Source organism: Paenibacillus xylanilyticus (assembly GCF_047246825.1).
GTDB lineage: Bacteria > Bacillota > Bacilli > Paenibacillales > Paenibacillaceae > Paenibacillus > Paenibacillus xylanilyticus_B.
Genome location: NZ_JBFOLB010000007.1, coordinates 22,128 through 47,876, shown reverse-complemented (window position 1 = coordinate 47,876; position 25,749 = coordinate 22,128). Strand labels below are relative to the sequence as shown.

28 protein-coding genes are annotated in these 25,749 nt (G+C 46.4%); 20 read left to right on the top strand and 8 right to left on the bottom strand.

The window, feature by feature from the left end:
- The first annotated feature begins 86 nt into the window (after positions 1-86).
- The 5 genes from AB3N00_RS26600 to AB3N00_RS26580 all read left to right on the top strand — a co-directional run bounded on the left by AB3N00_RS26600 (position 87) and on the right by AB3N00_RS26580 (position 5,565).
- Positions 87-1,433 (top strand): cytochrome ubiquinol oxidase subunit I, encoded by a 1,347-nt coding sequence (locus AB3N00_RS26600; protein WP_413037261.1) that lies wholly within the window; start codon positions 87-89, stop codon positions 1,431-1,433.
- Entirely contained in the window at positions 1,430-2,464 is a 1,035-nt protein-coding gene (locus tag AB3N00_RS26595) for a cytochrome d ubiquinol oxidase subunit II (RefSeq protein WP_413037260.1), read from the top strand. Before AB3N00_RS26600 ends, AB3N00_RS26595 begins: the two co-directional genes overlap by 4 nt.
- Before the next feature lie 5 nt (positions 2,465-2,469).
- Positions 2,470-2,622 carry a cytochrome bd oxidase small subunit CydS gene (gene cydS, locus AB3N00_RS26590; protein WP_413037259.1) on the top strand — a complete coding sequence of 51 codons (153 nt, stop codon included), beginning with the start codon at positions 2,470-2,472 and terminating at the stop codon, positions 2,620-2,622.
- Positions 2,623-2,689: 67 nt separating this feature from the next.
- Positions 2,690-3,733 (top strand): MBL fold metallo-hydrolase, encoded by a 1,044-nt coding sequence (locus AB3N00_RS26585; RefSeq protein WP_413037258.1) that lies wholly within the window; start codon positions 2,690-2,692, stop codon positions 3,731-3,733.
- A gap of 206 nt (positions 3,734-3,939) precedes the next feature.
- Positions 3,940-5,565, top strand: coding sequence for an ABC-F family ATP-binding cassette domain-containing protein (locus AB3N00_RS26580; protein ID WP_413037257.1), 1,626 nt, complete (start codon positions 3,940-3,942; stop codon positions 5,563-5,565).
- Between the two features lie 97 nt (positions 5,566-5,662).
- Here the strand turns inward: AB3N00_RS26580 and AB3N00_RS26575 are convergent, their stop codons facing one another.
- Positions 5,663-5,851, bottom strand: coding sequence for a hypothetical protein (locus tag AB3N00_RS26575; protein ID WP_095292429.1), 189 nt, complete (start codon positions 5,849-5,851; stop codon positions 5,663-5,665).
- Between the two features lie 291 nt (positions 5,852-6,142).
- Here AB3N00_RS26575 and AB3N00_RS26570 point away from each other — a divergent pair, with 291 nt between their 5' ends.
- Positions 6,143-7,030: a cation diffusion facilitator family transporter gene (locus AB3N00_RS26570; RefSeq protein ID WP_413037256.1), complete on the top strand. Its 888-nt coding sequence runs from the start codon at positions 6,143-6,145 to the stop codon at positions 7,028-7,030.
- Between the two features lie 95 nt (positions 7,031-7,125).
- Here AB3N00_RS26570 and AB3N00_RS26565 read toward each other — a convergent pair whose 3' ends face one another.
- Together AB3N00_RS26565 and AB3N00_RS26560 are read right to left on the bottom strand one after the other, a co-directional pair.
- On the bottom strand, positions 7,126-7,590 hold the full coding sequence (locus AB3N00_RS26565; protein ID WP_413037255.1) for a hypothetical protein: 465 nt from the start codon (positions 7,588-7,590) through the stop codon (positions 7,126-7,128).
- Between the two features lie 407 nt (positions 7,591-7,997).
- Positions 7,998-8,162, bottom strand: coding sequence for a DUF1328 domain-containing protein (locus AB3N00_RS26560; RefSeq protein ID WP_017692264.1), 165 nt, complete (start codon positions 8,160-8,162; stop codon positions 7,998-8,000).
- A gap of 217 nt (positions 8,163-8,379) precedes the next feature.
- Between AB3N00_RS26560 and AB3N00_RS26555 the strand changes: the two genes are divergently transcribed.
- From AB3N00_RS26555 to AB3N00_RS26505, 11 genes are all read left to right on the top strand, one after another.
- Positions 8,380-8,892 (top strand): DUF948 domain-containing protein, encoded by a 513-nt coding sequence (locus AB3N00_RS26555; protein ID WP_413037254.1) that lies wholly within the window; start codon positions 8,380-8,382, stop codon positions 8,890-8,892.
- 71 nt (positions 8,893-8,963) lie between these two features.
- Positions 8,964-9,497, top strand: coding sequence for a hypothetical protein (locus AB3N00_RS26550; protein ID WP_413037253.1), 534 nt, complete (start codon positions 8,964-8,966; stop codon positions 9,495-9,497).
- A 101-nt stretch (positions 9,498-9,598) separates the two neighbouring features.
- Entirely contained in the window at positions 9,599-9,943 is a 345-nt protein-coding gene (locus AB3N00_RS26545; protein WP_413037252.1) for a general stress protein, read from the top strand.
- 334 nt (positions 9,944-10,277) lie between these two features.
- Entirely contained in the window at positions 10,278-11,447 is a 1,170-nt protein-coding gene (locus AB3N00_RS26540; RefSeq protein WP_413037251.1) for a PP2C family protein-serine/threonine phosphatase, read from the top strand.
- Entirely contained in the window at positions 11,444-15,163 is a 3,720-nt protein-coding gene (locus AB3N00_RS26535) for a response regulator (RefSeq protein WP_413037250.1), read from the top strand. The genes AB3N00_RS26540 and AB3N00_RS26535 overlap by 4 nt, the downstream gene beginning before the upstream one ends.
- 71 nt (positions 15,164-15,234) lie before the next feature.
- Positions 15,235-16,107: a CheR family methyltransferase gene (locus AB3N00_RS26530; RefSeq protein WP_175395331.1), complete on the top strand. Its 873-nt coding sequence runs from the start codon at positions 15,235-15,237 to the stop codon at positions 16,105-16,107.
- 16 nt (positions 16,108-16,123) lie between these two features.
- The gene (locus AB3N00_RS26525; protein WP_413037249.1) at positions 16,124-17,797 is read left to right on the top strand and encodes a response regulator; all 1,674 of its coding nucleotides are present in this window, start codon (positions 16,124-16,126) and stop codon (positions 17,795-17,797) included.
- Positions 17,798-17,883: 86 nt separating this feature from the next.
- A complete protein-coding gene (locus AB3N00_RS26520) occupies positions 17,884-18,222 on the top strand; it encodes an STAS domain-containing protein (protein WP_095361785.1) in 339 nt (112 codons plus the stop codon).
- Between the two features lie 18 nt (positions 18,223-18,240).
- Positions 18,241-18,693, top strand: a complete 453-nt coding sequence (gene rsbW / locus AB3N00_RS26515) for an anti-sigma B factor RsbW (protein WP_175395333.1) — start codon at positions 18,241-18,243, stop codon at positions 18,691-18,693.
- The gene (locus tag AB3N00_RS26510) at positions 18,690-19,463 is read left to right on the top strand and encodes a sigma-70 family RNA polymerase sigma factor (protein WP_095292462.1); all 774 of its coding nucleotides are present in this window, start codon (positions 18,690-18,692) and stop codon (positions 19,461-19,463) included. The genes rsbW and AB3N00_RS26510 overlap by 4 nt, the downstream gene beginning before the upstream one ends.
- 123 nt (positions 19,464-19,586) lie before the next feature.
- Positions 19,587-20,615 carry a magnesium transporter CorA family protein gene (locus tag AB3N00_RS26505; RefSeq protein WP_413037248.1) on the top strand — a complete coding sequence of 343 codons (1,029 nt, stop codon included), beginning with the start codon at positions 19,587-19,589 and terminating at the stop codon, positions 20,613-20,615.
- A 13-nt stretch (positions 20,616-20,628) separates the two neighbouring features.
- On the opposite strand, the gene AB3N00_RS26500 is transcribed toward AB3N00_RS26505, so the two are convergent.
- The 4 genes from AB3N00_RS26500 to AB3N00_RS26485 form a co-directional block, all read right to left on the bottom strand.
- Positions 20,629-20,994, bottom strand: coding sequence for a DUF5665 domain-containing protein (locus AB3N00_RS26500; protein ID WP_413037247.1), 366 nt, complete (start codon positions 20,992-20,994; stop codon positions 20,629-20,631).
- A 78-nt stretch (positions 20,995-21,072) separates the two neighbouring features.
- A complete protein-coding gene (locus tag AB3N00_RS26495) occupies positions 21,073-21,480 on the bottom strand; it encodes a YtxH domain-containing protein (protein ID WP_413037246.1) in 408 nt (135 codons plus the stop codon).
- A gap of 65 nt (positions 21,481-21,545) precedes the next feature.
- Positions 21,546-21,803, bottom strand: coding sequence for a GlsB/YeaQ/YmgE family stress response membrane protein (locus AB3N00_RS26490; RefSeq protein ID WP_413037245.1), 258 nt, complete (start codon positions 21,801-21,803; stop codon positions 21,546-21,548).
- A gap of 129 nt (positions 21,804-21,932) precedes the next feature.
- Positions 21,933-22,628, bottom strand: a complete 696-nt coding sequence (locus AB3N00_RS26485) for a phosphatase PAP2 family protein (protein ID WP_413037244.1) — start codon at positions 22,626-22,628, stop codon at positions 21,933-21,935.
- A 177-nt stretch (positions 22,629-22,805) separates the two neighbouring features.
- Between AB3N00_RS26485 and AB3N00_RS26480 the strand changes: the two genes are divergently transcribed.
- Entirely contained in the window at positions 22,806-23,825 is a 1,020-nt protein-coding gene (locus AB3N00_RS26480) for an asparaginase (protein WP_413037243.1), read from the top strand.
- A 143-nt stretch (positions 23,826-23,968) separates the two neighbouring features.
- Entirely contained in the window at positions 23,969-24,694 is a 726-nt protein-coding gene (locus AB3N00_RS26475) for a pirin family protein (protein WP_413037242.1), read from the top strand.
- A gap of 111 nt (positions 24,695-24,805) precedes the next feature.
- Here the strand turns inward: AB3N00_RS26475 and AB3N00_RS26470 are convergent, their stop codons facing one another.
- A complete protein-coding gene (locus AB3N00_RS26470; RefSeq protein ID WP_175395340.1) occupies positions 24,806-25,030 on the bottom strand; it encodes a DUF1128 domain-containing protein in 225 nt (74 codons plus the stop codon).
- A gap of 157 nt (positions 25,031-25,187) precedes the next feature.
- On the opposite strand from AB3N00_RS26470, the gene yyaC reads away from it, so the two are divergent.
- The gene (gene yyaC, locus AB3N00_RS26465; RefSeq protein ID WP_413037241.1) at positions 25,188-25,730 is read left to right on the top strand and encodes a spore protease YyaC; all 543 of its coding nucleotides are present in this window, start codon (positions 25,188-25,190) and stop codon (positions 25,728-25,730) included.
- The last annotated feature ends 19 nt before the right edge of the window (positions 25,731-25,749 follow it).

The window sequence follows — 25,749 nt, the reverse complement described above, 5'->3', positions numbered from 1 at the left end:
TCCGTATCATGAGTTATTGAGATATAGGACAAGCAAGTGCAAGAAAACTGTACATAAAGACTACTGTTGAAGAGGAGTTGTCACTCATGTCATCGCTGGACCCTGTTCTGCTCAGCCGGATTTTGACTGGCCTTACCTTGGCTGTGCACATTATATTTGCCTCCATCGGCGTAGGCGTTCCGCTAATGATTGCACTAGCCGAGTGGAGGGGGTTACGAACAAACGATATCCACTACACCTTGCTGGCACGCAGATGGGCACGGGGGTTTGTTATTACCGTTGCCGTGGGTGTTGTTACCGGAACCTCCATCGGTCTGCAGCTTAGTCTGCTTTGGCCGATGTTCATGCGGGTAGCGGGCCAAGCTATAGCCCTGCCCTTGTTTATGGAGACGTTCGCCTTTTTTGTGGAGGCGATCTTTCTGGGGATTTATCTGTATACATGGAATCGGTTCAAGAAGAAATATACACATATGCTGCTGCTCATTCCGGTAGCACTGGGATCATCGGCTTCGGCCATATTTATCACAACGGTAAATTCCTTCATGAACCAGCCTCAAGGGTTTACGTTAATTAATGGGATCATGAAGGACATTCATCCAATTGCTGCCATGCTTAATCCGGCCACACCAACCAAGGTTTCTCACGTGCTGGGTTCCTCGTATACGCTGAGTGCGGGCGTCCTTGCAGGCATCGCTGCGTTCAGTCTGCTTCGTGGCCGGGACCATGTCTATTACAAAAAGGCACTTAAACTCACCACCGTGTGTGCACTTGTATTTGCCGTCAGCACGGTCATGCTCGGAGATTCCTCGGGCAAGTTTTTGGCCAAATACCAGCCAGAGAAGCTGGCGGCAGCAGAATGGCATTTCAAGACCATGAAGGAGGCTCCACTCCTTTATGGGGGAATTCTGGACGAGAATAATGAGGTGAAATATGCGATTGAGATTCCCTATGCGCTCAGCATTTTGGCAGGGAATCGACTGGACACCGAAGTAAAAGGACTGGAAGAATACCCCGCTGATCTTCGGCCGCCGTTGTCTATTCATTACATGTTCGATCTGAAGGTAACGACAGGGGTAATCATCCTGCTGATTCCTGTCCTGTATGTGTTCCGCCGCTGGCTTCCTGGAAGAAAGCCGTATCCGAAGTGGCTTCTGCTCGGTATCGTTTTCCTCGGTCCGCTGGCCATGATCGCCATAGAGCTGGGCTGGATGTTTGCCGAGGTGGGCAGACAGCCTTGGATTTTGCGGGGGTATATGAAAGTGTCGGAAGCTGCAACCACCTCTACATCTGTAGGCTGGATGCTAGTTCTGTTCACCCTGCTCTACCTGGTCCTTTGTTTTTCTGCTATTCGCGTGCTCAGCAAACTGTTTCGTAACAAGGAAGCAGAGAAAGAGCTGGAGTCGCTTGGCCTGGAAGGAGGGATCGTGCATTGAGCTTTGAAATTGCAGGCATCGCGATCCTATGGACGTTTTTGTTTGGCTATCTGATTGTGGCTTCCATCGATTTTGGAGCAGGATTTTTCAGTTTCTACAGTTTGTTGACGGGACATGAGAACAAGATTCATAACATTATTCAGCGCTATCTGTCACCCGTGTGGGAAGTAACGAATGTGTTTCTGATCTTCTTCGTAGTAGGGCTGGTTGGGTTCTATCCGGATAGCGCCTTTTATTATGGGACAGCTCTGCTGGTTCCCGGCTCCCTGGCCATTGTGCTTCTGGCCATTCGGGGTGTCTATTATGCGTACAACACCTATGGCAATCATGGGAAAAACAGTCGTATCTACATGGCTTTATATGGGGCGACGGGTTTGCTGATTCCGGCTGTATTCTCCACCATTTTGGCGATATCCGAGGGCGGAATTATCGAGCAGGTCGGAGAGCAGGTGTTTTTTCGCTGGGGTGAATTCCTGACGAATCCCTATACATGGTCGGTCGTGCTGCTTGCGCTCGTAAGTGTGCTATATATTTCGGCGATGTTCCTTTCCTATTATGCCAAGAGGGCAGAAGATGAGACTGCATTTGAAGTGCTGAGGGAGTATGCTCTGCTGTGGAGCTTGCCCACGATCTTTGCCAGTTTTCTGGCTTTTTTGCAAATTAACAAACAAAATCCGGTGCACTTTGAGCAAATGGTCAATATCTCGTGGATGTTTATCGCCTCGTTTATTTGTTTTGTTGTTGCGGTCTCTCTCGTATGGAAACGAAAGTATCTTGGTTGGTGCTTTATCGCCGTGATGCTGCAGTTTGCCTTCGCCTGGTACGGATACGGACGGTCACACCTGCCATACATCCTGTATCCCTACATTAATATTTATGACAGCTTCACCAACCGGACGATGGGGATTGCACTCATTACCGCATTCAGTCTCGGTCTGCTGGTGCTTATTCCATCACTGATTCTGATTATGAAGCTGTTCCTGTTTGATGCGAATTATGTCCGTGGCCATTCGGGCAAAAAGAAAGGGTGAACCTCATGAATCTGGAAGGCGCAACAGGTATTCCGGGGATAACGGGTTTGAGTTTTTTTGAGGAATTCACGATCATGTATGCTCCGCCGCTGATTATAATAGCCGCTATTGCGTTTCTGTTCGTGTATCTGGCTGTGTGCAAAAACCCAAAAGATTAATCACTGCTCTTTTTTTCAAAAAGGCTTAGGATGGGTTAAGATATTAGGAAGGGAGGAGGGCCCTTTCATGCCGAAAATTCGTTATAACAACATTGATAATGTAAGTACGGACAAAACGTTGAAGGAATTCAAGCAGTGGAGGGAGCAGCGGCGGAGCAAGGTGAAGGATTATTCGTATACCGTGCCCAAGCACCCACCCGAGTTGGATTATCTGCATGCCAACCGGGATGAGACGACCATCACCTGGATCGGTCACTCCACTTTTTTTATTCAATATTATGGACTGAACATCGTGACTGACCCCGTGTGGGCTGAAAAAATGGGATTTCAACGGAGACTGGGTCCCCCTGGTATTCCCATTCATGATATTCCACCGCTGGATGTTATCCTGATCTCCCATTCCCATTATGATCATTTACATCTGGCATCATTGCGGAAGCTGGTCACCGCCAAAACGTTGCTCATCGTACCGGATGGGCTCAAACGGAAAATGGTACGCAAAGGTTTTCATCGTTGCCATGAGATGAAGTGGTGGGAGCATATGGTATTAGGCGGTGTCAAAATAACTTTTGTTCCTGCACAGCACTGGACTCGCCGAACGTTATTTGATACGAATACGTCACACTGGGGCGGGTATGTATTGGAGCAGAATCATGCACTGACAACTTCCGCTGAGGAGAGTGCGGCTGCAAGCGAGCAGAAGGAAGCATCCTCTGGATCGCAAACAACTCAAACATCGCAGCAACCAGGGGGTCCGCCTGTGTTGTATTTTGTTGGTGATACAGGATACTTCCAGGGCTTCAAAACGATCGGAGAACGCTTTGACATTGGTGTCACCTTAATGCCGATCGGTGCCTATGACCCGGAATGGTTTATGACATCCCAGCATGTAACGCCCGAGGAAGCGCTGCAAGGATTTGTGGAGTCCGGTTCACAACTCATGGTTCCAATGCATTATGGCACGTTCAAACTCGCGGACGATACACCCAAGGAAGCCCTGGACCGGCTTGAAGTCGAGCGTGAACGACTTGGAATCAAAAAAGAGCGAATTCGGGTACTTGGACATGGGGAGACGCTGCGTATTCGTCACGAGGATCATCGAAAGGACTAACAAAAAGTGATCCAGATATGTTAGTGTAAAGATATATCCGCATGAATTTCACATTTACCAAAACTTTAACGAGTAAAAAGCGGCCAATTTTCGAATTTGCCGCTTTTTTGTGTTATAATATGGTGCCAGAATAGGCACGGGATATTGAATCCATGATTGCTATTAATGCAGTATGCAGATTATTAAAATAAAGGATGGTATGCTTAATGATTAGTACAAGCGGCATCACGCTCCGCTACGGAAAACGTGCACTTTTTGAAGATGTGAATATCAAATTCACACCAGGCAACTGTTACGGCCTGATCGGCGCCAACGGAGCCGGCAAATCAACATTTTTGAAAATTTTGTCCGGTGAAATTGAAGCAAACTCGGGAGAGGTGCACATCACCCCGGGCGAACGTATGGCCGTTTTGAAGCAAAACCACTTTGAATATGATGAGTACCCGGTTCTCGAAACCGTAATTATGGGTCACAGTCGTCTCTACTCCATCATGAAAGAGAAGGATGCGCTGTATGCCAAAGCAGACTTTACAGAAGAAGATGGTCTGCGCGCAGGTGAGCTTGAAGGTGAATTTGCCGAGTTGAACGGCTGGGATGCTGAGCCGGATGCAGCTGCACTCCTGATCGGTCTGGGTATCGATCGTGACATGCATGAGAAGAAAATGACAGAACTGAGCGGTAATGAGAAAGTTCGTGTCTTGCTGGCACAGGCATTGTTTGGCCGTCCAAACAACCTGCTGCTCGATGAGCCTACCAACCACTTGGATCTCGAATCCATTCAATGGCTTGAGAACTTCTTGATGGATTATGAAGGTACTGTAATTGTCGTATCCCATGACCGTCACTTCCTGAACAAAGTATGTACTCACATTGCGGATATTGACTTTGGTAAAATCCAGCTGTATGTAGGTAACTATGACTTCTGGTACGAGTCCAGCCAATTGGCACTTGCTTTGCAGCGTGATGCCAACAAGAAAAAAGAAGAGAAGATTAAAGAGCTGCAAGCCTTTATTCAACGCTTCTCGGCGAATGCCTCCAAGTCGAAGCAAGCGACTTCGCGTAAGAAGCAGCTCGACAAAATTACGCTGGATGATCTTCGTCCATCAAACCGTAAATATCCATTCATCAACTTCAAACCTGAACGTGAAGCGGGTAAACAATTGTTAACCGTGGATCGTATTAGCAAGTCGGTTGATGGTGTGAACATGCTGAATGATGTCAGCTTTGTGGTGAACAAAGGGGATAAAATTGCATTCGTTGGACCCAACGGTAATGCTAAATCGCTGTTGTTTGACATCCTTATGGGCGAAACGGAAGCGGATAGCGGTGAATATACTTGGGGTGTAACGACATCACAGGCTTATTTCCCGAAAGACAACTCGAAATACTTCGACGGTGTAGAGATGACTTTGGTCGACTGGCTGCGCCAGTACTCCAAAGATCAGGACGAAACGTATCTTCGTGGATTCCTGGGTCGTATGCTCTTCTCAGGCGAGGAATCCCTGAAAAAGGCTAGTGTTCTCTCCGGGGGAGAAAAAGTTCGCTGTATGCTGGCGAAAATGATGCAAACAGGTGCCAACGCCCTGATTCTGGATGAACCAACGAACCACTTGGATCTCGAGTCCATTACCGCGCTGAACAATGGTATGATTGACTTTGACGGCACCATGCTGTTCACTTCCCATGACCATCAGTTCATCCAAACGATTGCAAACCGGATTATCGAAATTACGCCAAATGGCATTATCGATCGCCAAATGAGCTATGATGAATATCTGGAGAGTGACGAAATTAAAGAACTGCGTAACAAAATGTACCCTGTTGAAGCTTAATTAAGGCAATCGGGTTAAAACGCCAGTAATACAAAGAACCGCAAGCCCTGTTGAAGGAGCTTGCGGTTCTTTTTGCATAGATCGGATCCAGCTATCTCTAGGATCCACCCGTACGGCGACGCTGATTGTTAGGCTTTTTGTTGTTTTGACTCTTCATCGCTTTTGGTCCGCCTTCAAAATAGGCGCTGGATTGGTTACCGGAGTTCGCCTGTTGTTTCTTTTGCGCCAGTTTCTGGCGTATGGCATCCTGCAAACTGATTTTTTTCGGTTCAGTGTTTTCGCTCATCATTATTTCCCTCCCGGTCTTACAGTAAGCCGTCCGGATTGGACGGGATGTACTTATTTTATACGTTTTGCAAAAGCCCCACAAGGGCAACCTGATAATAAACGGGGATCCTTGACTTTTTGACTGGCGCAACATTTTTTCTCTACACCTACAGCCATGCAGCTTGGCAACTTTGTTTCGGCTTCCCTACAGCCATGCAACCTGGCAACACTGTTTCTATAGACCCACACGGGTGGCATTTGGTACCATGGAAAAACCGTAATACGAAACGTAAAAGGAGTGTCGCCCGGTTTGAACGCCTATGAGGAAATACGTAAAGGGGAACGAGGGGCCTGGGTCAGTATCGCGGCCTATCTGGTCCTGTCCGCCTTTAAGCTAATCTGTGGATATTTATTCGCTTCCAGCGCCCTGCTGGCAGATGGTTTTAATAACCTTACGGATATTGTTGCTTCTGTTGCTGTATTGATCGGGCTTCGGATTTCCCAGAAACCACCCGATTCAGATCATGCATATGGCCATTTCAGAGCAGAAACGGTTGCTGCCTTAATTGCTTCCTTTATTATGGCCATGGTTGGGCTTCAGGTATTAGTGGAAGCCATACGTTCGTGGTATGAAGGGGACTTTGCAGCACCTAATCTGTGGTCTGCAGCGGTCGCTGGAATCTGTGCAGTGGTTATGCTCGGTGTGTACCGCTATAATCATCGTTTGGCATTACAGATCAACAATCAGGCCCTTATGGCAGCTGCCAAGGACAACCGTTCAGATGCCTGGGTAAGTATCGGAGCCGCAGTCGGGATTGTGGGTGCACAATTCGGAATACCGTGGTTGGACAAGGTAGCTGCGATTGCTGTCGGGCTTTTGATTTGCAAAACCGCCTGGGAAATATTTCGGGATTCCACGCATCGCTTGACGGACGGATTCGATCAGGAACAGTTAACGGATCTTAGATCATCTGTTGCCCGGGTTCCTGGTGTTGAAATGATCAAGGACGTCAAGGCCCGTGTACATGGGAGTCATGTACTTGTGGATGTAGTGATTGAGGTGGATGGCGGGCTTAGTCTGATTGAAGGTCATCAAATCTGCGATGAAGTGGAGGAACGGCTGAAGCGGTCACATAATATTATGCATGTTCATGTGCACGTAGAGCCGAGAATGGAAGATTTGGCAGAGCATTCGTGAAAGGTCTTAGAAGACAGGTAACGTTTGTTAAAAAAAAGAGGACAGTCGCTATGTGCGCTGTCCTCTTTACTTATGTTTAGAACGATTATACGATACTATTGAATGGCAACGTGGATCCACGCTTTGCCTTTCCAAGTGTATACTTGAACCCACTCGCCGCCATCGAAACCGTCTACAACTTCACCTGTTGTATCAATAACTTGGGCACCCAGTGCACCGATTGGTTTGCCGTTAGGTGCATCGTAGAACCATGTACGCTCCAGCAGGTTGAGCAGCATTGTAGGGACAAGAACTTCGTCACCCGGTTTTACAACAGGCTCGTCAAAGATTTTGTCTTCATCCGTTCCATAAGTTGCACCAGTAACAGTCTCCGCTGTGCCTTCAACCGTTTCTACAACCGGTTTATTCACTTCAACCGCAGGTGTAGTTTCAGCAGGTGTTGTTGCCTCCGTTCCTGTTTCTGGAGTCACGGTTCCAGTAACCGCTTCCTCAGCACCGGCAGCAGCAGCCATCGAACCCATCAAAGTTAAAGCAGCGGCAAAACTTACGATTTTTTTCATTTGTTTTCCTCCTCGGGTTAGGTATGTAATTTGTTGTTCTGTGTTAAAAGTAACCAGGCAAGCTCACTTATGAATCAACATTTTAACAATATTTTCTTTTATTCTCCAGTGTCAACTGGAGCATATGTGGGTATAGGGAAATCTTGTGAATATCAGACTTGAGTGGGAGAAAACCGGGTTGGCTATGTAAGAAAAGTCCTGTTTCTACATATAAGGAACTGTTTGGAGCGGAATAAGGATGGAATAGACCCGAAAGGAGTGTAATACATAATAATTAGGTGGGGGACCTTTTGGCCTGGGTCGTTTGATGCAAAAAGGTGAGAGCATAACAAAAGCCCAACGGCTTTTGCAAGCGCGTTAGGCTTTTGTATGTAATCTTGTTAAATACGTGCCGAGATTAACTTGATTCATCGCATTCGGCTGCGTCCGGTAATCAGGGAGATGACGAACAATACCACAAAGATGAAGAAGAGAACTTTCGCGATGGAAGCCGCTGCCTCAACAATACCGAAAAAGCCGAAAATACCTGCAACAAGAGCAATAATCAGAAATAGTACAGACCATTTCAACATGAGGATTCATCCTTTCGTTTTGAGATTCGGTGCGATAGGGTTCATGTCGCCGCCGTGTTGTAGTTGTTCTTTAACCTAGGGTTTTTACCTTGAAACACAAGAGCTTTTTCCAAATTAAGTATATGCTGAAGTTCAATTCGAATTTGTTTCGCACTTGAAATGCTCGGGTAACTATAGCAATAACAAAACGATGTAAATGAGAAAGCGAGGTTCTTCTATGATCTATCAGATTAGTGTTGCCTTGATTGCAGTGGCGTTTGCAGTGCTGGTTTTCTTCTTGATTCGTACATTGAAATCTGCTCAAGGCTCGCTCGACAACGTATCCAAGACACTTCAGGAAGTTCAGAAGACGATTGATGAACTGAGTTATGAAGTCAAACAGACGGTAAGGCATGCAAACGACATTACTGTTGATGTACAGCACAAAATGAAGCAAATTGATCCGGTAATGGAATCGGTACAAAATCTTGGTGAGGTTTTGAATGAGGTGACAGAGGCTGCCAAACAGGTATCCACAACCATGATTGCCAAATTTCAAACCAAACGCAACAATCATGAACAGCAGAACAAACGTGCAGAGGTAGCCAAAGTACAGACAACGCCTGCAACACCGACAGACCGGACCCTGCAAAGTTATCAAGCTACATATAATGATAATGCAAAGGGCGGGAAAAATTGGGTGAAATATATCGATCTGGCCGCTAATGTTTGGCAGCGTATGCGTAAGTAACATGACCGCTATGTAATCCTGGATGTCCTTCAGAGCGGTGATGAACTGAACTAAATGAAAGGGTGAGAATCATGATGAAACTACTGCTTGTTATGTTTAGCGTAATTTCTCCCTTTTCCGTTCAACCGGCAGCGGTACCTGCTGCTCAAGATATGCAGTGGACGGTAGTGGAAGAGGAAGTACCAGAGATTAATCTGGCTGCTGATCGATCCGAACCGGTTCAGCATTTTCGGACTCTGAATGGCATCTCTCTGGATGACAGCAAAGGTCATATTTTATCAGAGAAGGGTCAGCCGCTTCAAAAGAAGGTAGATCCATACCTTGGTTGTCCTGAATATGAATTCAATGATGTCAAGGTTGGGCTCTGTGAAGATACCGGAGAAATCCAGTATGTGCATATTGATGGAACCGAAGATCGGTTGAAGCTCAATCAGCAGTGGATTGACATGGATATTGAGTCCATCCGCCAGGTTCTGGGCGAGCCCTATGTTGTGGCTGAAGATGGAGAAGTGTATCTGCGAGGTCATCAGGCCATCAAGGTTTATATGAAACCTGGCACCGAACGTATTGATGGTGTTGATCTTTTTGAGGATCATCTCCAGTAAGAGGGAAATAGTTTCTTCTAAAGATGCGTTTCAATCGAATATTGTAAGGTTATATATTAAAAGCAGCTCGAATTGAAGATTATCAGAGGAGAGTGGAAACGATGAATTCAACCAATGCGCAAGCTTATGCAAAAGTGGTAGAAAACGGAGTCCAAGCGGTAGAAGCGGTGAAAGAATTGCAGAATACCGGATACCTTGCTGATCATATCTTCGTTCTGGCCCACGAGAAGGATCGTACGGATCGAATTGCTGATACAGCTGATGCCAAGGAGATCGGTATCAAGGAGGAAGGCGTATTTGATTCCATGGCGAATTTGTTCCGTTCACGTGGTGATGAACTCCGGGCCAAAATTGTATCCATGGGCTTTACCGAAGCTGAGGCGGACTTCTACGAGACTGAACTCGATAAAGGCAAAGTGCTTGTTATTGCCAAAAAGAAAGATTGATTGGTATACATGTTAACCGAAGCATCCTGAAAAGGACAGGCTGTAGGATCAAAAACATAGATAAGGAATGGGGATTTCCCCATTCCTTATCTATGTTTTTGCGAGTTTGGAAGCGGGATCAGAACGCAGCAAAAACAGGGCAGCGAGCAGGTGTATTTTCCTGTGGTGGTGCCATTTACTGATAGATGTTTTTTGCTTTTAAGATTATAGTTATAGTAGGAAATATTATGTCTACCGCCGTATTGATCGCGAAAAATGTATATTTTGGGTTGTTACATGACTTGATAAAAATCGACAAACCCGGAACGGAACGCCACAGATAAGGGAGATAGAAATGAAAATACTTATTGTTGACGACAATCCGACGAATGTCATTATTATTCGAGAAATTCTGAAAAAAGAGAACTATCGTGACATTTTAACGGCAAGTTCAGCCATGGAAATGTTTGAAGTATTGGGAATTGGGGAGGAAAACAACGAACTCCGTCCAAAACCGTCGGATATTGACCTTATTTTGCTAGATATGATGATGCCTGAAATGGATGGAATCGAAGCCTGCAGAATTGTGCAGAAATTCGAAAATCTTAAGGATATCCCCATTATTATGGTTACTGCGATCGGTGACTCCAAAAAACTTGCCGAAGCATTGGACGCCGGAGCGTCGGATTATGTAACCAAACCGATAAACAAAGTGGAACTGATGGCCCGAATTCGCCTCGCTCTCCGTTTGAAGCAGGAAAAGGACTGGCATAAGGAACGTGATCAGCGCATTCAGGATGAGCTTAAGCTGGCTGCCATGGTACAGAATGCGGTATTAAGTCCGGCCATCGAAGATCCGTTGTTTCATGTCAATGCGATCTATAAACCTTCATTCGAACTTGCGGGGGATCTGTATTCATGGTATCCACTTGGGGAAGGGCGTTATGGAGTACTGCTGCTGGATATGATGGGACACGGAATCTCTTCCTCCCTGTTTACCATGTTCATTGCCTCGGTACTGAAAGATACGGTTACGACCTATGTGGATCCGGAGAAGGTGATTCAGGAGCTGAATCGTCGTTTTAACCAGCTGGATTTGGGGAAACAGTTGGTACATTACTACTTTACAGCCATTTACTTGGTTGTAGACACCCGAATGAAGCGTATTGATTATGTCAACGCAGGGCACCCGCCAGCTTTATTTTTCCAGGAGGATGGAAGTGTGACCACATTTGATTCGGTTTGTTGTCCGGTAGGTTTGTTCGACAAAATGGATATTGAACCGCAAACCATTCATTATGAGGGTGAAGGACATATTGCACTCTATACGGATGGATTAACGGAAGCTGTTCAAGGAGACCAGGAAGAGCAGCTCGAATTTTTGATTGAACAGTTAAAAGGCGAACATCAATGGAATGAACCTGCGATGCAGGCGTTATTTTTTGATGATGAGATTCCGCAGGAGCGGGATGATGATAAATGCTTGGTATGGATTACATTGAATAAAGGGGCGGAAGCTGAATGAAGATCAGAAATAAACTGCTGATTGGTTTTACCGCTCTCATGGCTATTCTACTTGTGCTAACCTTCGTGAGTTACGAGCGGATGAGTAGTGCCAATCAACAGCTCGATCAGATGTATCAGGATCGTTATCTGAAAGTCAGGAACACCTCATCGGTACGTGGAGAGGTCAATGATATAGGCAAATTGCTGACTAACTTGTTGCTTAACCCTAACAATTCGATCAGTGCCGCTGATGCTGAGCTCAAAGAGATGGAAGAAAGAGGAGAGGGCTACCTGGAGGAAGTTCGGGCACGGGCAGACAGCGCAGGTGAACATCAATTGGTTGACCGTGTCAATGACGCCTGGGAAGCCTACGGTACCTACTCAACGAAACAGCTCAGCCTCTTGTCTCAAGGGCGGATCGAAGATGCCAATAACTACCGCAATGCAACAGGGCTTGCTGTACAAAAGGAAGCTGTGGATAGCCTGAATGCACTCTCCCGTTTTCAGGATCAGGAGATTGATACGGAAATCAAGCTGGCCAACGAGGAATTTAACCGTGCAGTTCAGATTACCGTAGGCATTATGATTGTCGGGCTTCTGCTTGCACTTGGCGTTATCCTCTGGGTGCTGCCAAGCATAACAAGAGGTCTGAATACGGTGTCGATGATGATTACAAGTTTTGGTAAAGGTCGATATCGCACCATCAGACGTATTCAGGTCAAGTCCACGGACGAGATTGGGCAAATTGCCAGTGTATTCAAAGATGTATCTGCTGATCTGGAAGAAAAATTGGACATTGAAAAGGCCTATATGCAGGCACAGCAGGATCAGAACTGGATGAGCTCCAACATAGCCAGAGTGCCTGAACTGCTGCGCGGTATCGGTTCAATTCGTCAGATATCTCAAATGTTCATCAGTGAGTTTACTCCGGTACTTGGAGCACAGCTGGGCGTGGTTTATATAATTGATGAAGAGAAACACCCCGATGAATTGAGACGATATGGTGCATACGCATTTGAAGAGAACGACGACGTTGGCAAGGAAATATATCGGGTTGGCGAAGGGCTAATCGGTCAGGCAGCCCTCGATATGAAACCTATTATTCTTGAAAATACACCTGAAGATTATGTGCACATTGGTTCGGCTTCAGGCTCCACCCGTGCTACCGGTATCATGATTTATCCTGTCGTTTTTGAGGATGAGCTGATCGGTGTGGTCGAATTGGCTTCTTTTGAAGGGTTTAATGATCTGCATAAGCAGTTATTCTCTCAGTTGATCATGAACCTGGGTGTCATTCTTAACAATGTTCGGCGCCGCTTGCGCGTGGAGGAGCTGCTGCGTGAGTCGCAGGCACTTACAGAAGAACTTCAGGTGCAATCCGAGGAACTGCAAACACAGCAGGAGGAATTGCGTCGCTCCAATGAAAACCTGGAAGAACAGACGGGGGCTCTTAAGCGCTCAGAAGAATTGCTGCAGCGTCAGCAGGAAGAACTCGAACATTTCAATACCGAGCTGATTGCCAAGACTCGTGCACTTGAAGAGCAGGTTCGTGAAGTGGAAGAGAAAAATGACGAGATTGAAAAAACGAAAACACAGCTGGAACAGCAGGCGATGCAGCTGTCGATGACAAGCAAATATAAGTCCGAATTTTTGGCAAATATGTCGCATGAACTTCGAACTCCGCTGAACAGTCTGCTCATCCTGTCCCAATTGCTGTCTGAAAACAAGGAAGGCAACCTCAGCAGCAAGCAGCAGGAATATGCTCAAACGATCTATATGTCGGGCGCAGATTTGCTTAAGATGATTGATGAGATTTTGGACCTTTCCAAGGTCGATGCGGGCAAGATGGATATCAATTATGAGACGGTTCGAATGGATGAATTGACCGCTTTTGTGGAACAAAACTTTGGTCCTATGGCGAACAAAAAAGAACTGGATCTAAATATTCAATTCGACAGCACTCTACCTGAATGGGTGTATACCGACAGCCATCGTGTGAAGCAGATCTTGCGCAACTTGCTGTCGAATGCCTTCAAATTTACCAATCGGGGATCCGTAAGCATTATTGGACGGAAAATGACACCTGAGGAACTTCCGGGTTATCTGAACACCAATCAGGAGTATGTAGGATTTACCGTGAAGGATACCGGAATCGGAATACCTTCTGACAAAACGGATCTGATCTTCGAGGCCTTCCAGCAAGTGGATGGAACAACCAGCCGCAAATACGGCGGTACCGGACTGGGATTATCCATCAGTCGTGAGTTGGCACGTCTATTGGGAGGTGCGATCCAAGTCGAATCTTCCGAAGGTGTGGGCAGTGCGTTTACGTTATACCTTCCTGACAATCATGAAGAAGCGGCTCCGGAGGACGAAGGAGTTATCGAAGCTGCCGCATCTGCAGAGTATGATTCGTCTGCAAGGCAGTCCCGAACCATGCGTTCAAGCCGGCAGACTGTAATTGCACCGGATCCTGATGCTACTTCCCTTATGAAGATGCCAGCAACCGACACAGCTGTATCCGTGCATGTAGAGGATGATCAGAGCAATCTCATCGAGGGTGACAAAATATTGCTCATTATTGAGGATGACGTCAACTTTGCTCATATTTTGATGGATATGGCCAGAGGAAGAGGATTCAAGGCGATTGTGGCAACTCAAGGAGACAAGGGGCTCGACATGGCCCGTCAATATTTGCCGGATGCGATTATTCTCGATATTCAGCTCCCGGTCATGGATGGTTGGGCGATTCTGGGCGAACTGAAAAGCAGCTCGGCAACACGTCACATACCAGTACATGTCATTTCTGTGATTGACGATATGAAACAGGGATTGATGATGGGCGCAATTGCCTACCTGAAAAAACCTTCCAGCAAGGATTCGCTGGATAAAGCCTTCTCGCATATCGAATCATATACAGAGAATCAGTTGAAACGTTTGCTTATTGTGGAAGATGATGAAGTTCAGCGTAAAGCCATTATAGAACTCATTGGACATGATGATGTTGCCATAACCGCTGTATCTACAGGCAGTGAGGCTTTAACGGAATTGCATAGCCAGCGGTACGATTGCATGGTACTGGATCTGATGTTGACGGACATGACCGGATTCGAATTGCTGGATCAGATCAGGGATGATGAATATCTGAATGATCTTCCGATCATTATCTACACAGGCAAGGAGCTGGATAGCAAGGAAGAGATGAAGCTGCGCAAATATGCGGAGTCCATCATTATCAAGGACGTGAAATCACCTGAACGTTTACTTGATGAGACAACCTTGTTCCTGCACCGGGTAGAAGCCAATCTGCCGGAAGACAAGCGGAGAATTTTGCAGAAGCTTCACAACAAGGAGACCTTATTTGAAGGCAAAAAAATATTGCTCGTAGATGATGATATCCGAAACGTATTTGCACTTTCGAGTGTGCTTGAAGGTTACCGAATGGATGTTACGTTTGCTGAAAACGGCCGTGAAGCCCTGGAGATTCTGGATAAGAATCCGGAGATTGATCTTGTACTCATGGATATGATGATGCCAGAAATGGATGGATACGAGGCTATGACACGGATTAGACAGATTCCAAGGTTTGAGAAATTGCCGATTATTGCGCTGACGGCCAAAGCCATGAAGGATGATCGGGGCAAGTGTATTGAAGCTGGTGCATCCGATTATGTGAAAAAACCGATCCAAACGGATCAACTGTTATCATTAATGCGTGTGTGGCTGTATTCGTAACCCGATAGTTTGGGTAATGAACAACAATACAACGATTACGCAAGTAACAAATGAAGAAGTGGAGAGAATCTATGACACCGTGGGAACCTACCGAGGCTGATGAACAATCGGTCCGCATGCCGCAAGACGAAGAACGCGAATTGATTGAGATTGAGTTGTTATTGGAAGGTATGCACCGTCTATATGGATATGATTTCAGAAATTACGCATTGCCGTCTTTGAAACGAAGAATCTGGCATTATGCCCATTCGGAAGGTGTTAAGACGATATCCGGTCTGCAGGAATTGGTTTTACATGAGCGTTCTGCATTTGAGCGTTTCGTACAAAATCTGTCCATTCCTGTGACCGAGATGTTTCGCGACCCTACGCTGTTCCGGACGTTCCGTGAAAAGATCATTCCTGTGTTAAGAACATATCCTTATATTCGGATTTGGCACGCGGGTTGTTCCACGGGCGAAGAAGTGTATTCCATGGCGATCATGCTGCATGAGGAGGGTCTCTATGATAAGGCACGCATCTATGCTACCGACATGAATGACCGTTCTTTGCAGCAAGCCAAGGAAGGCGTATACGGCATCGAAAAGATGAAATTATACACGACAAACTATTTGGAGGCAGGGGGTACTAGAGCCTTCTCCGAATACTATACAGCGAAGTATAACTCCGTTATGTTTCATCCTTATTTGAGGAAAAACATTATTTTTGCGGAGCATAATCTGGCAACTGACCGGTCATTTAACGAGTTTAACGTTATCTTTTGCCGCAACGTGATGATTTATTTTAATGATGAACTGCGGAATCATGTGCACGGGCTGTTTCATGAGAGCTTGAGCCACTTCGGCATCCTTGTTCTGGGATCCAAGGAATCAATACATTTCACGGAATTCAGCGATGCCTACGAGCCGTTAGACCGGACGGAAAAAATATACCGGAAGATCAAATAGGGGGTTAGGGTTAGCCATGGGGCTCAATGAACCAATCCACATATTATTGGTAGATGACCGCCCCGAGAATCTGCTTGCTCTGGAAGCAGTATTGGAATCGGAACAGTATAAACTCGTCAAGGCAACTTCTGGAGAAGAGGCACTTCGATGCTTGCTTAAAGACGAATTTGCGGTCATTGTGCTGGATGTGCAGATGCCTGGAATGGACGGAATTGAGACAGCAAAGTTAATTAAAGCGCGCGATAAATCAAAGGATGTACCGATTATTTTTATCTCTGCCAACAGCAGGGAAGCAGAACATTTATTTGCCGGCTATTCGGCGGGTGCCATCGATTACATGGTTAAGCCGTTTATCCCTCAAATTTTGAAATCGAAAATTGATGGGTTTGTCGAAATGTTCATTACAAACAAACGACTGAAAACCCAAACCATGCTGCTTCACCAGAAAACACAGGAACTCGAAAAAATGAATCAGCAGCTTATTCAGGCCAAAGAGGAAGCGGAGATTGCGGCCAATGCCAAAACCGAATTTCTCGCCATGATGAGTCATGAGATCCGGACACCGATGAATGGTGTCATCGGCATGGTTGATTTGCTGATGGAGACTGAATTGAAAGACGATCAGAAAGAATACGTCGATATCGTAAGACGAAGTGCGGATGCACTTGTAACAGTTATCAACGATATTCTTGATTTTACGAAAATGGAATCCGGGAAGATGGAGCTCGAGGAGCATCCATTTGATCTCGTTACATGTATAAGAGAAGTACTGGGCCTGTTTGCTGTGGAAGCGGGTAAGAAGAATCTGGAGCTGGACTACTTTCTGGAGGATTCCGTCCCGGAACTGGTTTATGGGGATATGGCGAGACTGCGTCAGGTCCTAATGAATCTGATTGCCAATGCAATCAAATTTACGGATCAAGGCGGAGTGTATCTGATTGTATCCGTTAACGAAGAAAAAGACGGTAGAATGACGCTGGAATTTGCAGTAAAAGATACAGGGATAGGGATTTCATCTGACAAAGTGGATCGTCTGTTTCAACCATTCTCTCAGCTTGATACGTCCATGACACGCAAATACGGAGGAACCGGCCTGGGACTGGCTATTTGTCGAACGTTAGTGGAAATGATGGGTGGGAACATCTATCTGGACACGAGCGAAAAGCGTGGTGCTACCTTTATTTTCACAATTCAGGTTCAGCGTTATGTAGAGACGGAGCTGTTAAGTGGGAATGGAGAAGAACGATCGGAGGATGTAGAGAGTTATGAAATGCAGCCTTCCGTATTAATTGTCGATGATCACCCGATTAACCAGAAATTGATGGCCATTATGCTTAGCAAGCTGGGCTTTATCTCGGATACCGCTGAAGATGGACAGAAGGCGCTGGATATGGTTCTAGAGAATCCAAACTATGATTATATATTTATGGATTTGCAAATGCCGGTGATGGATGGCTTGGAATGTACACGCAGAATTCGGGAAAGTCTGCCCAAAGAGAAACAGCCTGTCGTTTTGGCCATGACCGCAAATGTAATGGAAGGTATTCAGCAACGCTGCCTGGCTGTCGGGATGGATGATTACATCAGCAAACCCGTCAAGATGGGAAGTGTGAAGCAAAAATTGTCACGATTTCAGGAGGAGCGGCAAATCTACAAATCCCACTCGTCAGCCATGAATCATGCCAATTGAAATAATTGTTAATTCCCTTTTTGTTTCATATGGGCTCAAGTTGGGTTATTAGGTAAGGAAACCATTGATCAGGAGAGAGATGTCTAATGAATACAAATAAAAATGAAAAATTCAATGCAAAGACCGAAACACAAAACGGCGTGTGCACGGTATACCTTACTGGCGAACTGGATTTGTCAGTAGCTCCTGAATTTCGTTTGGTCATGGAGCCTCTTGTGGACAACAAGGAACAGGATTTGATTATTAACATGAAGGACCTGAAGTATATCGATAGCACAGGGATTGGAATCCTGTTATCTGTTCTGAAGGCACGACATGGAATGGAAGCACGCTTTGAAGTACAAGAAGTTCCTGCGCAGATTCAGAAGCTTTTTGATATGACGGGTATTGCCAAATTCTTTGTCTCACAGAAGAATTCCCAATAGGAAAGGATCGAAAAAGGAATGAATGCAGAAGTTCAAAGAGTCACCCTTAACTTACCGGCGACAGCTGATTACGTGGATATTGTAAGACTTAATCTTTATGGTGTTGCGTCCAAAATGGGATTTTCTTATGAGGACATTGAGGATATGAAAGTTGCTGTATCTGAGGCTTGTAACAACTCTGTACTTTATGCCTACTCACACGAAGGTGGCATGGTTGAGGTTGTTTTTGAAGTGGACAGCGACACGCTGGCAATCACAGTCAAGGACGAAGGTGCAAGCTTCGAAAACGTCAACCCTGCAGTATCGCGTGCAGGCCTTCACGACACTGAACTGACAGATGCCCAAATTGGCGGACTTGGATTCTATCTAATGCAAGCCCTGATGGATGATGTCAGCGTGGAAAGTGAGACGGGCAAAGGTACGAAAGTAGTACTCGTAAAACGTCTTGCAAGAAGTGAGGAGAAAGTATGAATGAAAAAGTGACTCCCCCAGAGTCCATGTCTGAATCCGTAGGTTTGATCTGGGAGTACCAGCAGACCAAGGATAATGAAATTGCAACAGTTCTTATCCGTAAATATGAACCGATGGTAAAAATGGCGGCAGGTAAAATTGCCCGGAATCGTCCGGATCTGTATGAAGACTTATATCAGACCGGCCAAATGGCTCTGATTCGTCTTCTTCAGCAGTATGATATTAATCTCGGTATTCCGTTTGAACCATATGCTATGAAAAGTATGATCGGTCATATGAAGAACTACCTTCGGGACAAATCATGGTATATTCAGGTACCACGACGAATCAAGGAAAAGGGCGCGCTTGTACAGCATGCCATTGATGAATTGACGGTGAAGTTTGAACGCTCACCAAGTGTGGATGAGATCGCTGAATACCTTGATCTGACCCCTGAGGAAACCATCGAAGTGTTGGCTGGTCGGGAATGCTACCACTATGTTTCACTCGACTCCCCTCTATCTCAGGACGAGAGTGCAGCAACGCTTGGTGAACTGATCAGTGCAGACGTGAACGACTTTGATTCGGTTGAGAAACGGATGGACTTGCAACAGGCATTGGGACAATTGAAGGAACAGGAACAAAAGGTGCTTATTTTGGCATTTCAGGATGGTCAGTCTCAACGGGCAATTGCTCAGAAATTGGGCGTATCCCAGATGAGTGTTTCCCGAATTCAGAAGAGAGCTACTGAAAAATTGAAACAGATCATGTCAAATGCTTCAATGTTATGAAATGTGAAGCCCTGATGTTGTTAAGTACGGCATAGAGAAGGACACGTGATTCCGCTGGAATACATACGTGTCCTTTTTTGAAATTTGTACAGAAGTATGATTTATGAAAGCGGGAGTGGTATTGTGACGTTGGATAAGGTCAACCTGGCAGCCAGGCGAGACAAATTATCATTTTCGGAGCAGTGGGAATGGTGGGACTGGGTGGCACCAGAAGAGGAGGACATGGCTGAAGTATTGGGGGAACTCACAGAAGTATTCCCAGAGATGCAGTACTGGCTTCGCAAGATCCCCGAGGTGCATTCCAACTACCTGTCTGTACGATTTTTGAATGGGACAGAGCCAGTCATATTTGGTTCCCTTCTATACGCAGTCAAAAATGAGAAAGATAGTGAACGCAAGGATAATCAGATGTTTTTCTATGTAGACCAAAACCGCTTGGTAACGATAAATTTGGACGACAACACAAGAGGGATCATGAATACGGGGGAACGCTCTGCCATGCTGCAGCAGTGTAACATGGCTCGCGACGGGATGTTTGTGCTGTTCAGAGCCATATTGCACTATTACCATGTAGGAATGGATCAATTTGAGGCGCATTTGCGGGAACTGGAACGAAAGATGGAATCGCGTAATGCCCGAACACTGATGGACCAGATCCTTGAGGCACGTTTTGAACTCTTGTATTGGAGCAATTTGTTTATTCCCTATTCCGAATTAATGGCTGCTGCCCGTGAAGCCTTTCTGGACGAAATAGAGGACAATCGCTTCTTCAAGCAGCTTCAGCATCGTATAGAGCGTATGGAGCGCCTATTTCAGCATTATGAAAAAGAGATCGACACACTCATCTCGATAGATAATGCGACTTCCGGTGTACGTGGTAATGAAATTATGAAGACACTAACCATCGTTACTTCGGTATGTACGCCCGCAACGGCTGCCGGTGCAATCTGGGGGATGAACTTCGAAAACCTGCCTTTGATTGATAAGACATGGGGGGTTGTATTGGTCATCTCACTCATCCTTGCCAGCATGGCCAGCATGTATGTATGGATGATGATGAAAGGCTGGACCGGAGATCTGTTAAGGGTGAAGTCCACGCAGCGACCGGCTGATGCCCCCGAGAAACGAGGCAAATCCGTGCGGAAGGGTTAATCGTTCTTATCGCCTAACTCTTGTAATCTTCGATATACCCAAGCAGATCAGCAATGTATTGTCCCACAATCGGCATGTTCACAAACTGGCTGAGTATAAGTCCAAGGAGACCAAGGACTACGAAAGTTCCCAGTGTAAGTCCGAGTCCTCTTGCCATACCAGCCGTGAAGTTGGTAATGATGCGTTTTTTGGGACTGGTGTAATTCTCGATAATATCCTTAATCTGTGCCTTTTCCAGACTGTCTGCAAGCTGATCCAGTCGCGTGTTCAGCTTTTTTACCTCATGGCGCAATTCAAAAGGATGTTCTGCCGTGTCATACTGCTGCGATGGTTTAGCTCCGGTAACGGGGGTGTTTCCGTTTAATGTGACTTTACTCATGTCAGTCCTCCTCCTATTACAGTGGATGAAAAATAGCCAGCTGAAACTCAGCTGGCTATTGACCATTCGCTCAAGCCCTTACAGGCTGGTCGAATTCAGCTCTTTTCGTGTATCTTCCTTGGCATCCTCGGAAGCGGAAGCGACTTCGCTGGTCGCTTTGGTTGCTTCATCAGCTACATCTGCGGAAGCCTTTCTTACCGAATCCATAACGTCGTTGCGGCCTTGATTCACTGTTTTTGCGATATCAGCTGTTTTGGTAGAAACGGTTTTGGCCAGTTCAGTAGCCTTGTCGGTTACAACTGCCGCAACTTCCTTGGTTCGATCGGTAACCAAACCGACCTTCTCAGTGAGGTCACCGCGGAGCTCCCGACCTGGTTTAGGAGCGAAGAGTAATGCTGCTGCTGCTCCCAGCAAACCACCGATGAAAATACCTTTGGCGAACGTCGAACCGCTTTGTACAGGATATTGATCTTCTGCTTTATTCATGTCAAATCACTCCTTTTTCAAATTTAAGAAACGAATAACGAAACAACGAACACCTTGTTGACCGATCAGGCAGCCTGTCTGAACAGTCTGGACACTAGCCCCAGCAAAAAGACAAAGAGCGCTGTACCAATGATGGCAGGAATAACGGCGAAGTTACCGATAACCGGTCCCCAGTTACCAAGCAACAGTGCGCCCAGCCAAGCTCCGACAAATCCGGCAATCATCGCCCCAATGATACCTCCAGGCATATTGTGACCGGCTAGTGCATCTCCAATTAGGCCGATGATAACCGCCAGTACAATGCTGAGAATGATGCCCCACATAACAACCGCCTCCTTTACACTTGATGCAGGATGTTGTCTGTTCGCGTTTGCTTACTTCGTATATAAACGCCGTGCATCAAGCTGAAACAACTGAAGCAGATATGGGCAAGCTGGAAGTTGAAGGGAAACTCAGATCATTCGTTTCATTGCACCGATCATGCAGGCAAGCCAGGCTAGTCCGGCAACAAATCCGGCAAATACGTCGGTAGGATAATGCACGCCAAGCATAATTCGGCTTATTCCGATGAGTCCAATAAACCCTATACCGCAGACAACAGGGAGTACGATGGAGGCGGGTTTTCTCTGTCTTTCGATCGCCCAGATCACAAAAAACATGCCATAGAACCCCATGGAAATCATGGCATGACCACTGGGGAAGCTATATCCATGAACCACCATTAAATGATCAAGTTCAGGACGGCTTCGACGAAAAATTTCTTTCAGTCCCGTATTAAGCAGCCACATGACTGCAAAACTGCCAAGGATTACATAACCATAAATGAAGTATCGTGGATTGCGCTGTATAAAGAACAGGGCTGCCGTACAGACTGCTGCCAATGCCGAGATTTTGAAAGATCCGATTGCAGTAATGAAGGAAATGACAGGCAGCAGTGCAAGACGAGATTCAGAATGGAGATAAAACCAGTGTTGAATCTGGTCGTCCAACTGAATGATAAAATGGGTCCCTAGCCAGGCACCAACTACGGCCAGAAGGATAACAAGAGCAGAACTGAACAGAACGCCTACTCCGCTCCAGACAAAGAGGGAACGCCAGGATAAACGCGGGGAACTTCCAAATAAAGATGAATTGCTTTCACGCAGCATGATGAGATCTCCTTCAATTAAGATTGGTTATTAGTTCCGGATTGGTATAGGCTTACCCGAAAAACATGTCGAAAAAACTGAAAAAACATCGTTTTTGTACTATAATTTAAAGATATCCCATGCAGCGTGATGACGCAAAGCAGAGATGAGACTGGGAGTAAAAAGGAGAGAACTCGCATGGAGAGTGCGTTGTTAGTCAAGGAATATCGTGCAGGCGTTATGGAATGCGCCCACTTTGGACACATAAGCATCACGAATGAGAAAGGAAATGTCGTTTATTCAGCGGGGAATCCGCACTTTAGAGCGTTTACCCGCTCATCTGCCAAACCTTTTCAGGCCATTCCAGGCATTCGTGCAGGCATTGCAGCCCACTATGGGTTATCATCTGAGGAAATTGCAATCATGGCATCTTCCCATCGTTCGGAACCCGAGCACATTCAGGTACTGGAACAATTGTCGGCCAAAATCGGTTTGGGAGAAGAGTGCTTGATCTGCGCCGCAAGTTATCCGTTAAATGAGGAGAGCCGGAATCAATGGCTGCGCAACCAGGGGGAAAAACGGCGTATTTTGCATAATTGCTCGGGTAAACACCTCGGGATCCTCGGTTACAGCCGCATGAAAAATTTCGATCTGGAAAGTTACGCCGAGAGAGAACATCCGGTGCAGCGTGAAATTTTGGAGACGATGGCTGGTATGGCTGGAATTGATCAGAAGGAAATTGAACTGGGGACGGATGGCTGCGGCTTTCCGGTATTTTCGCTGCCATTATCGGCCTTGTCGAATGCTTATCTGAAGCTGGCCTGCCCGGATTTAATCGAAGATGCCCCTACACGGGCGGCGGTAGAAACCATTACGTCGGCGATGAACGATCAGCCTCTTATGGTTGGGGGAACTGGACGTGTAGACTCCGTATTGCTGGAGGACAGTAACATTGTGGCGAAGGGCGGATTCAAGGGTGTGTTTGGTTTTGCGCTGAAAAAAGAGCGTTTGGGAATCACGTTTAAAATCCTTGACGGTTCAGAGGAGGAATGGGCCTGGATTGCACAATCCATCCTTACACAGATTGGGTATTCCAACCGGACAACCATTGAACGGCTTGCCAAAGCTTTCCCTCCGGAAATTCGCAATGATGCCGGAAAAATAGTGGGACGTGCGGATTGTGAATTTGTGCTTCACTCACCTGAAGAAAGCGTATAACCATAAGCTAGGGGCGTGATTAGAATCCCCGGACCCCGGGTAAAGATGAGATACCAACTGGTATTGATTTATAAGCATTCATATACACGCAAGACCTGCTGTGAAAGTAAGCGGCAGCTCTAAACCCTTGGAGGTGGATGAACATGATTAAAGTAGTGACATCGGAAGAAAGGCACACGTCGGATCGAGGTTGGATACACAGTGAATTCAGCTTTTCTTTTGCGGATTATGACGATCCAAGCAACGCCCATTTTGGCTGCCTGCTGGCTCATAATGACAACACGCTGATGCCGCAGGAAGGCTTTAAACGACATCCACATCATGACCTTGAAATTGTTAGCTATGTTATATCCGGTAAGTTGAAACATACAGACAGCATGGGAACCGAACAGGTGCTTGAGCCGGGAACCGTACAGGTGATGAGTGCAGGAACCGGGGTGGAACATTCGGAAACTAATCCGTCTGAGGATGAACCGGTGCGCTTCCTGCAAATGTGGTTCCTGCCGTCTCAGCGCATGCTGAAGCCGTCGTATACAAATCAGCGATTTGAGCAGCAGGCCCAGCTTAACCGTCTGTGTCCTATTGTATCCGGACAGGGAGGGGAAGGGGCCGAAGGCGCGCTGCACATTTCCCAGGATGTGACGTGTTATCTGACCCAATTAGAATCCGGGAAAAAAATCATGTATCCACAGCATGAAGACAGGCGCACACATCTTTTCATGATCAGTGGTCATGTGGAGATTACATGTGCGGACGGGAACTTTAACCTGAAGCCAGGGGATGCTGCCCGTATTCGCAAAAGCTGTGATCTGCAAATTACGAGTACGGGGAGCGAATCCGCTGAATTCGTACTGGTAGATTTGCCTTAACAACAAGTCATGCAGAGTTAATGATTGGTTTGCATAAGAACAAAAAGGACCTGTTCTCCCATGAAGGGGAGTCAGGTCCTTTTTGCTGAAGTCTGCTGAATTTGGGATCAGCTAAACTTTACGAAGTTTTCCCAGTTCGGAAGCAACAGCTTCCACTTCGGAGATACTGAGATGCTCTTTGCCCAGGACCATCTCGTAAAGGTCGTACAGATCCTCGTACTTGTCCAGTGGGAAAGCCGAAGCCTGCATGGCTGCACCGCTGGCCATCCGCAGCTTGGTTTTAATCGCTTCAATCATATATTCCATGTTGGCAGCGTTCGCTTGTGTTAAATCCATCGTTATGTCCATCCCTTCCGTATCGGAAACTGTAGTCATTGTATCATGATTGGACAGGCACAGGCCAATGCTTTTGCGGGTATAGCTTTTATCGGATAAAATGTGAATACAACCATTCTTTAATGTGGACCGTTACGTGTAAAGGAGAGAAAACAGATTGGCAGCATACAAGCGGGAATTTGTGCGCCACCAGAGCCGGGAAATCCCAAAAAGTGTTTCGGGAGAAGACCTGATCTTATTTTTCAGACATATCTACCAGCAACATTCACCTGATGAAATAACATTTGTCTGCATTGGTACAGATCGTTCCACTGGAGATGCACTTGGGCCCCTCACCGGAACCCTGCTGGAGGAGCATGGAGTCGGCCATGTTGTGGGGACGCTGTCTGCCCCTTGTGATGCAGATACACTAGAGAAACGAATGGCTCAAATTCCGGCGCATCACGCGATTGTTGCGATCGATGCCTGTCTTGGTCCCAAACATGCAACGGGTACATATTATCTTTCGCACCGTGCACTCCTTCCGGCAGAATCAGTGGGAGGCAAACTGCCGCCCGTTGGACAATATAGTGTGGCAGCAGTCGTAAACGCCAATGGACCGAGACCGTATTCCATCTTACAGATGACTTCGCTTCACCTCGTTATGGGCATGTCCCGAACGATCGCCGATGCTGCGTTGGAAGCCTGGAAAACGAGATAAACGTTTCATTCATGGAATG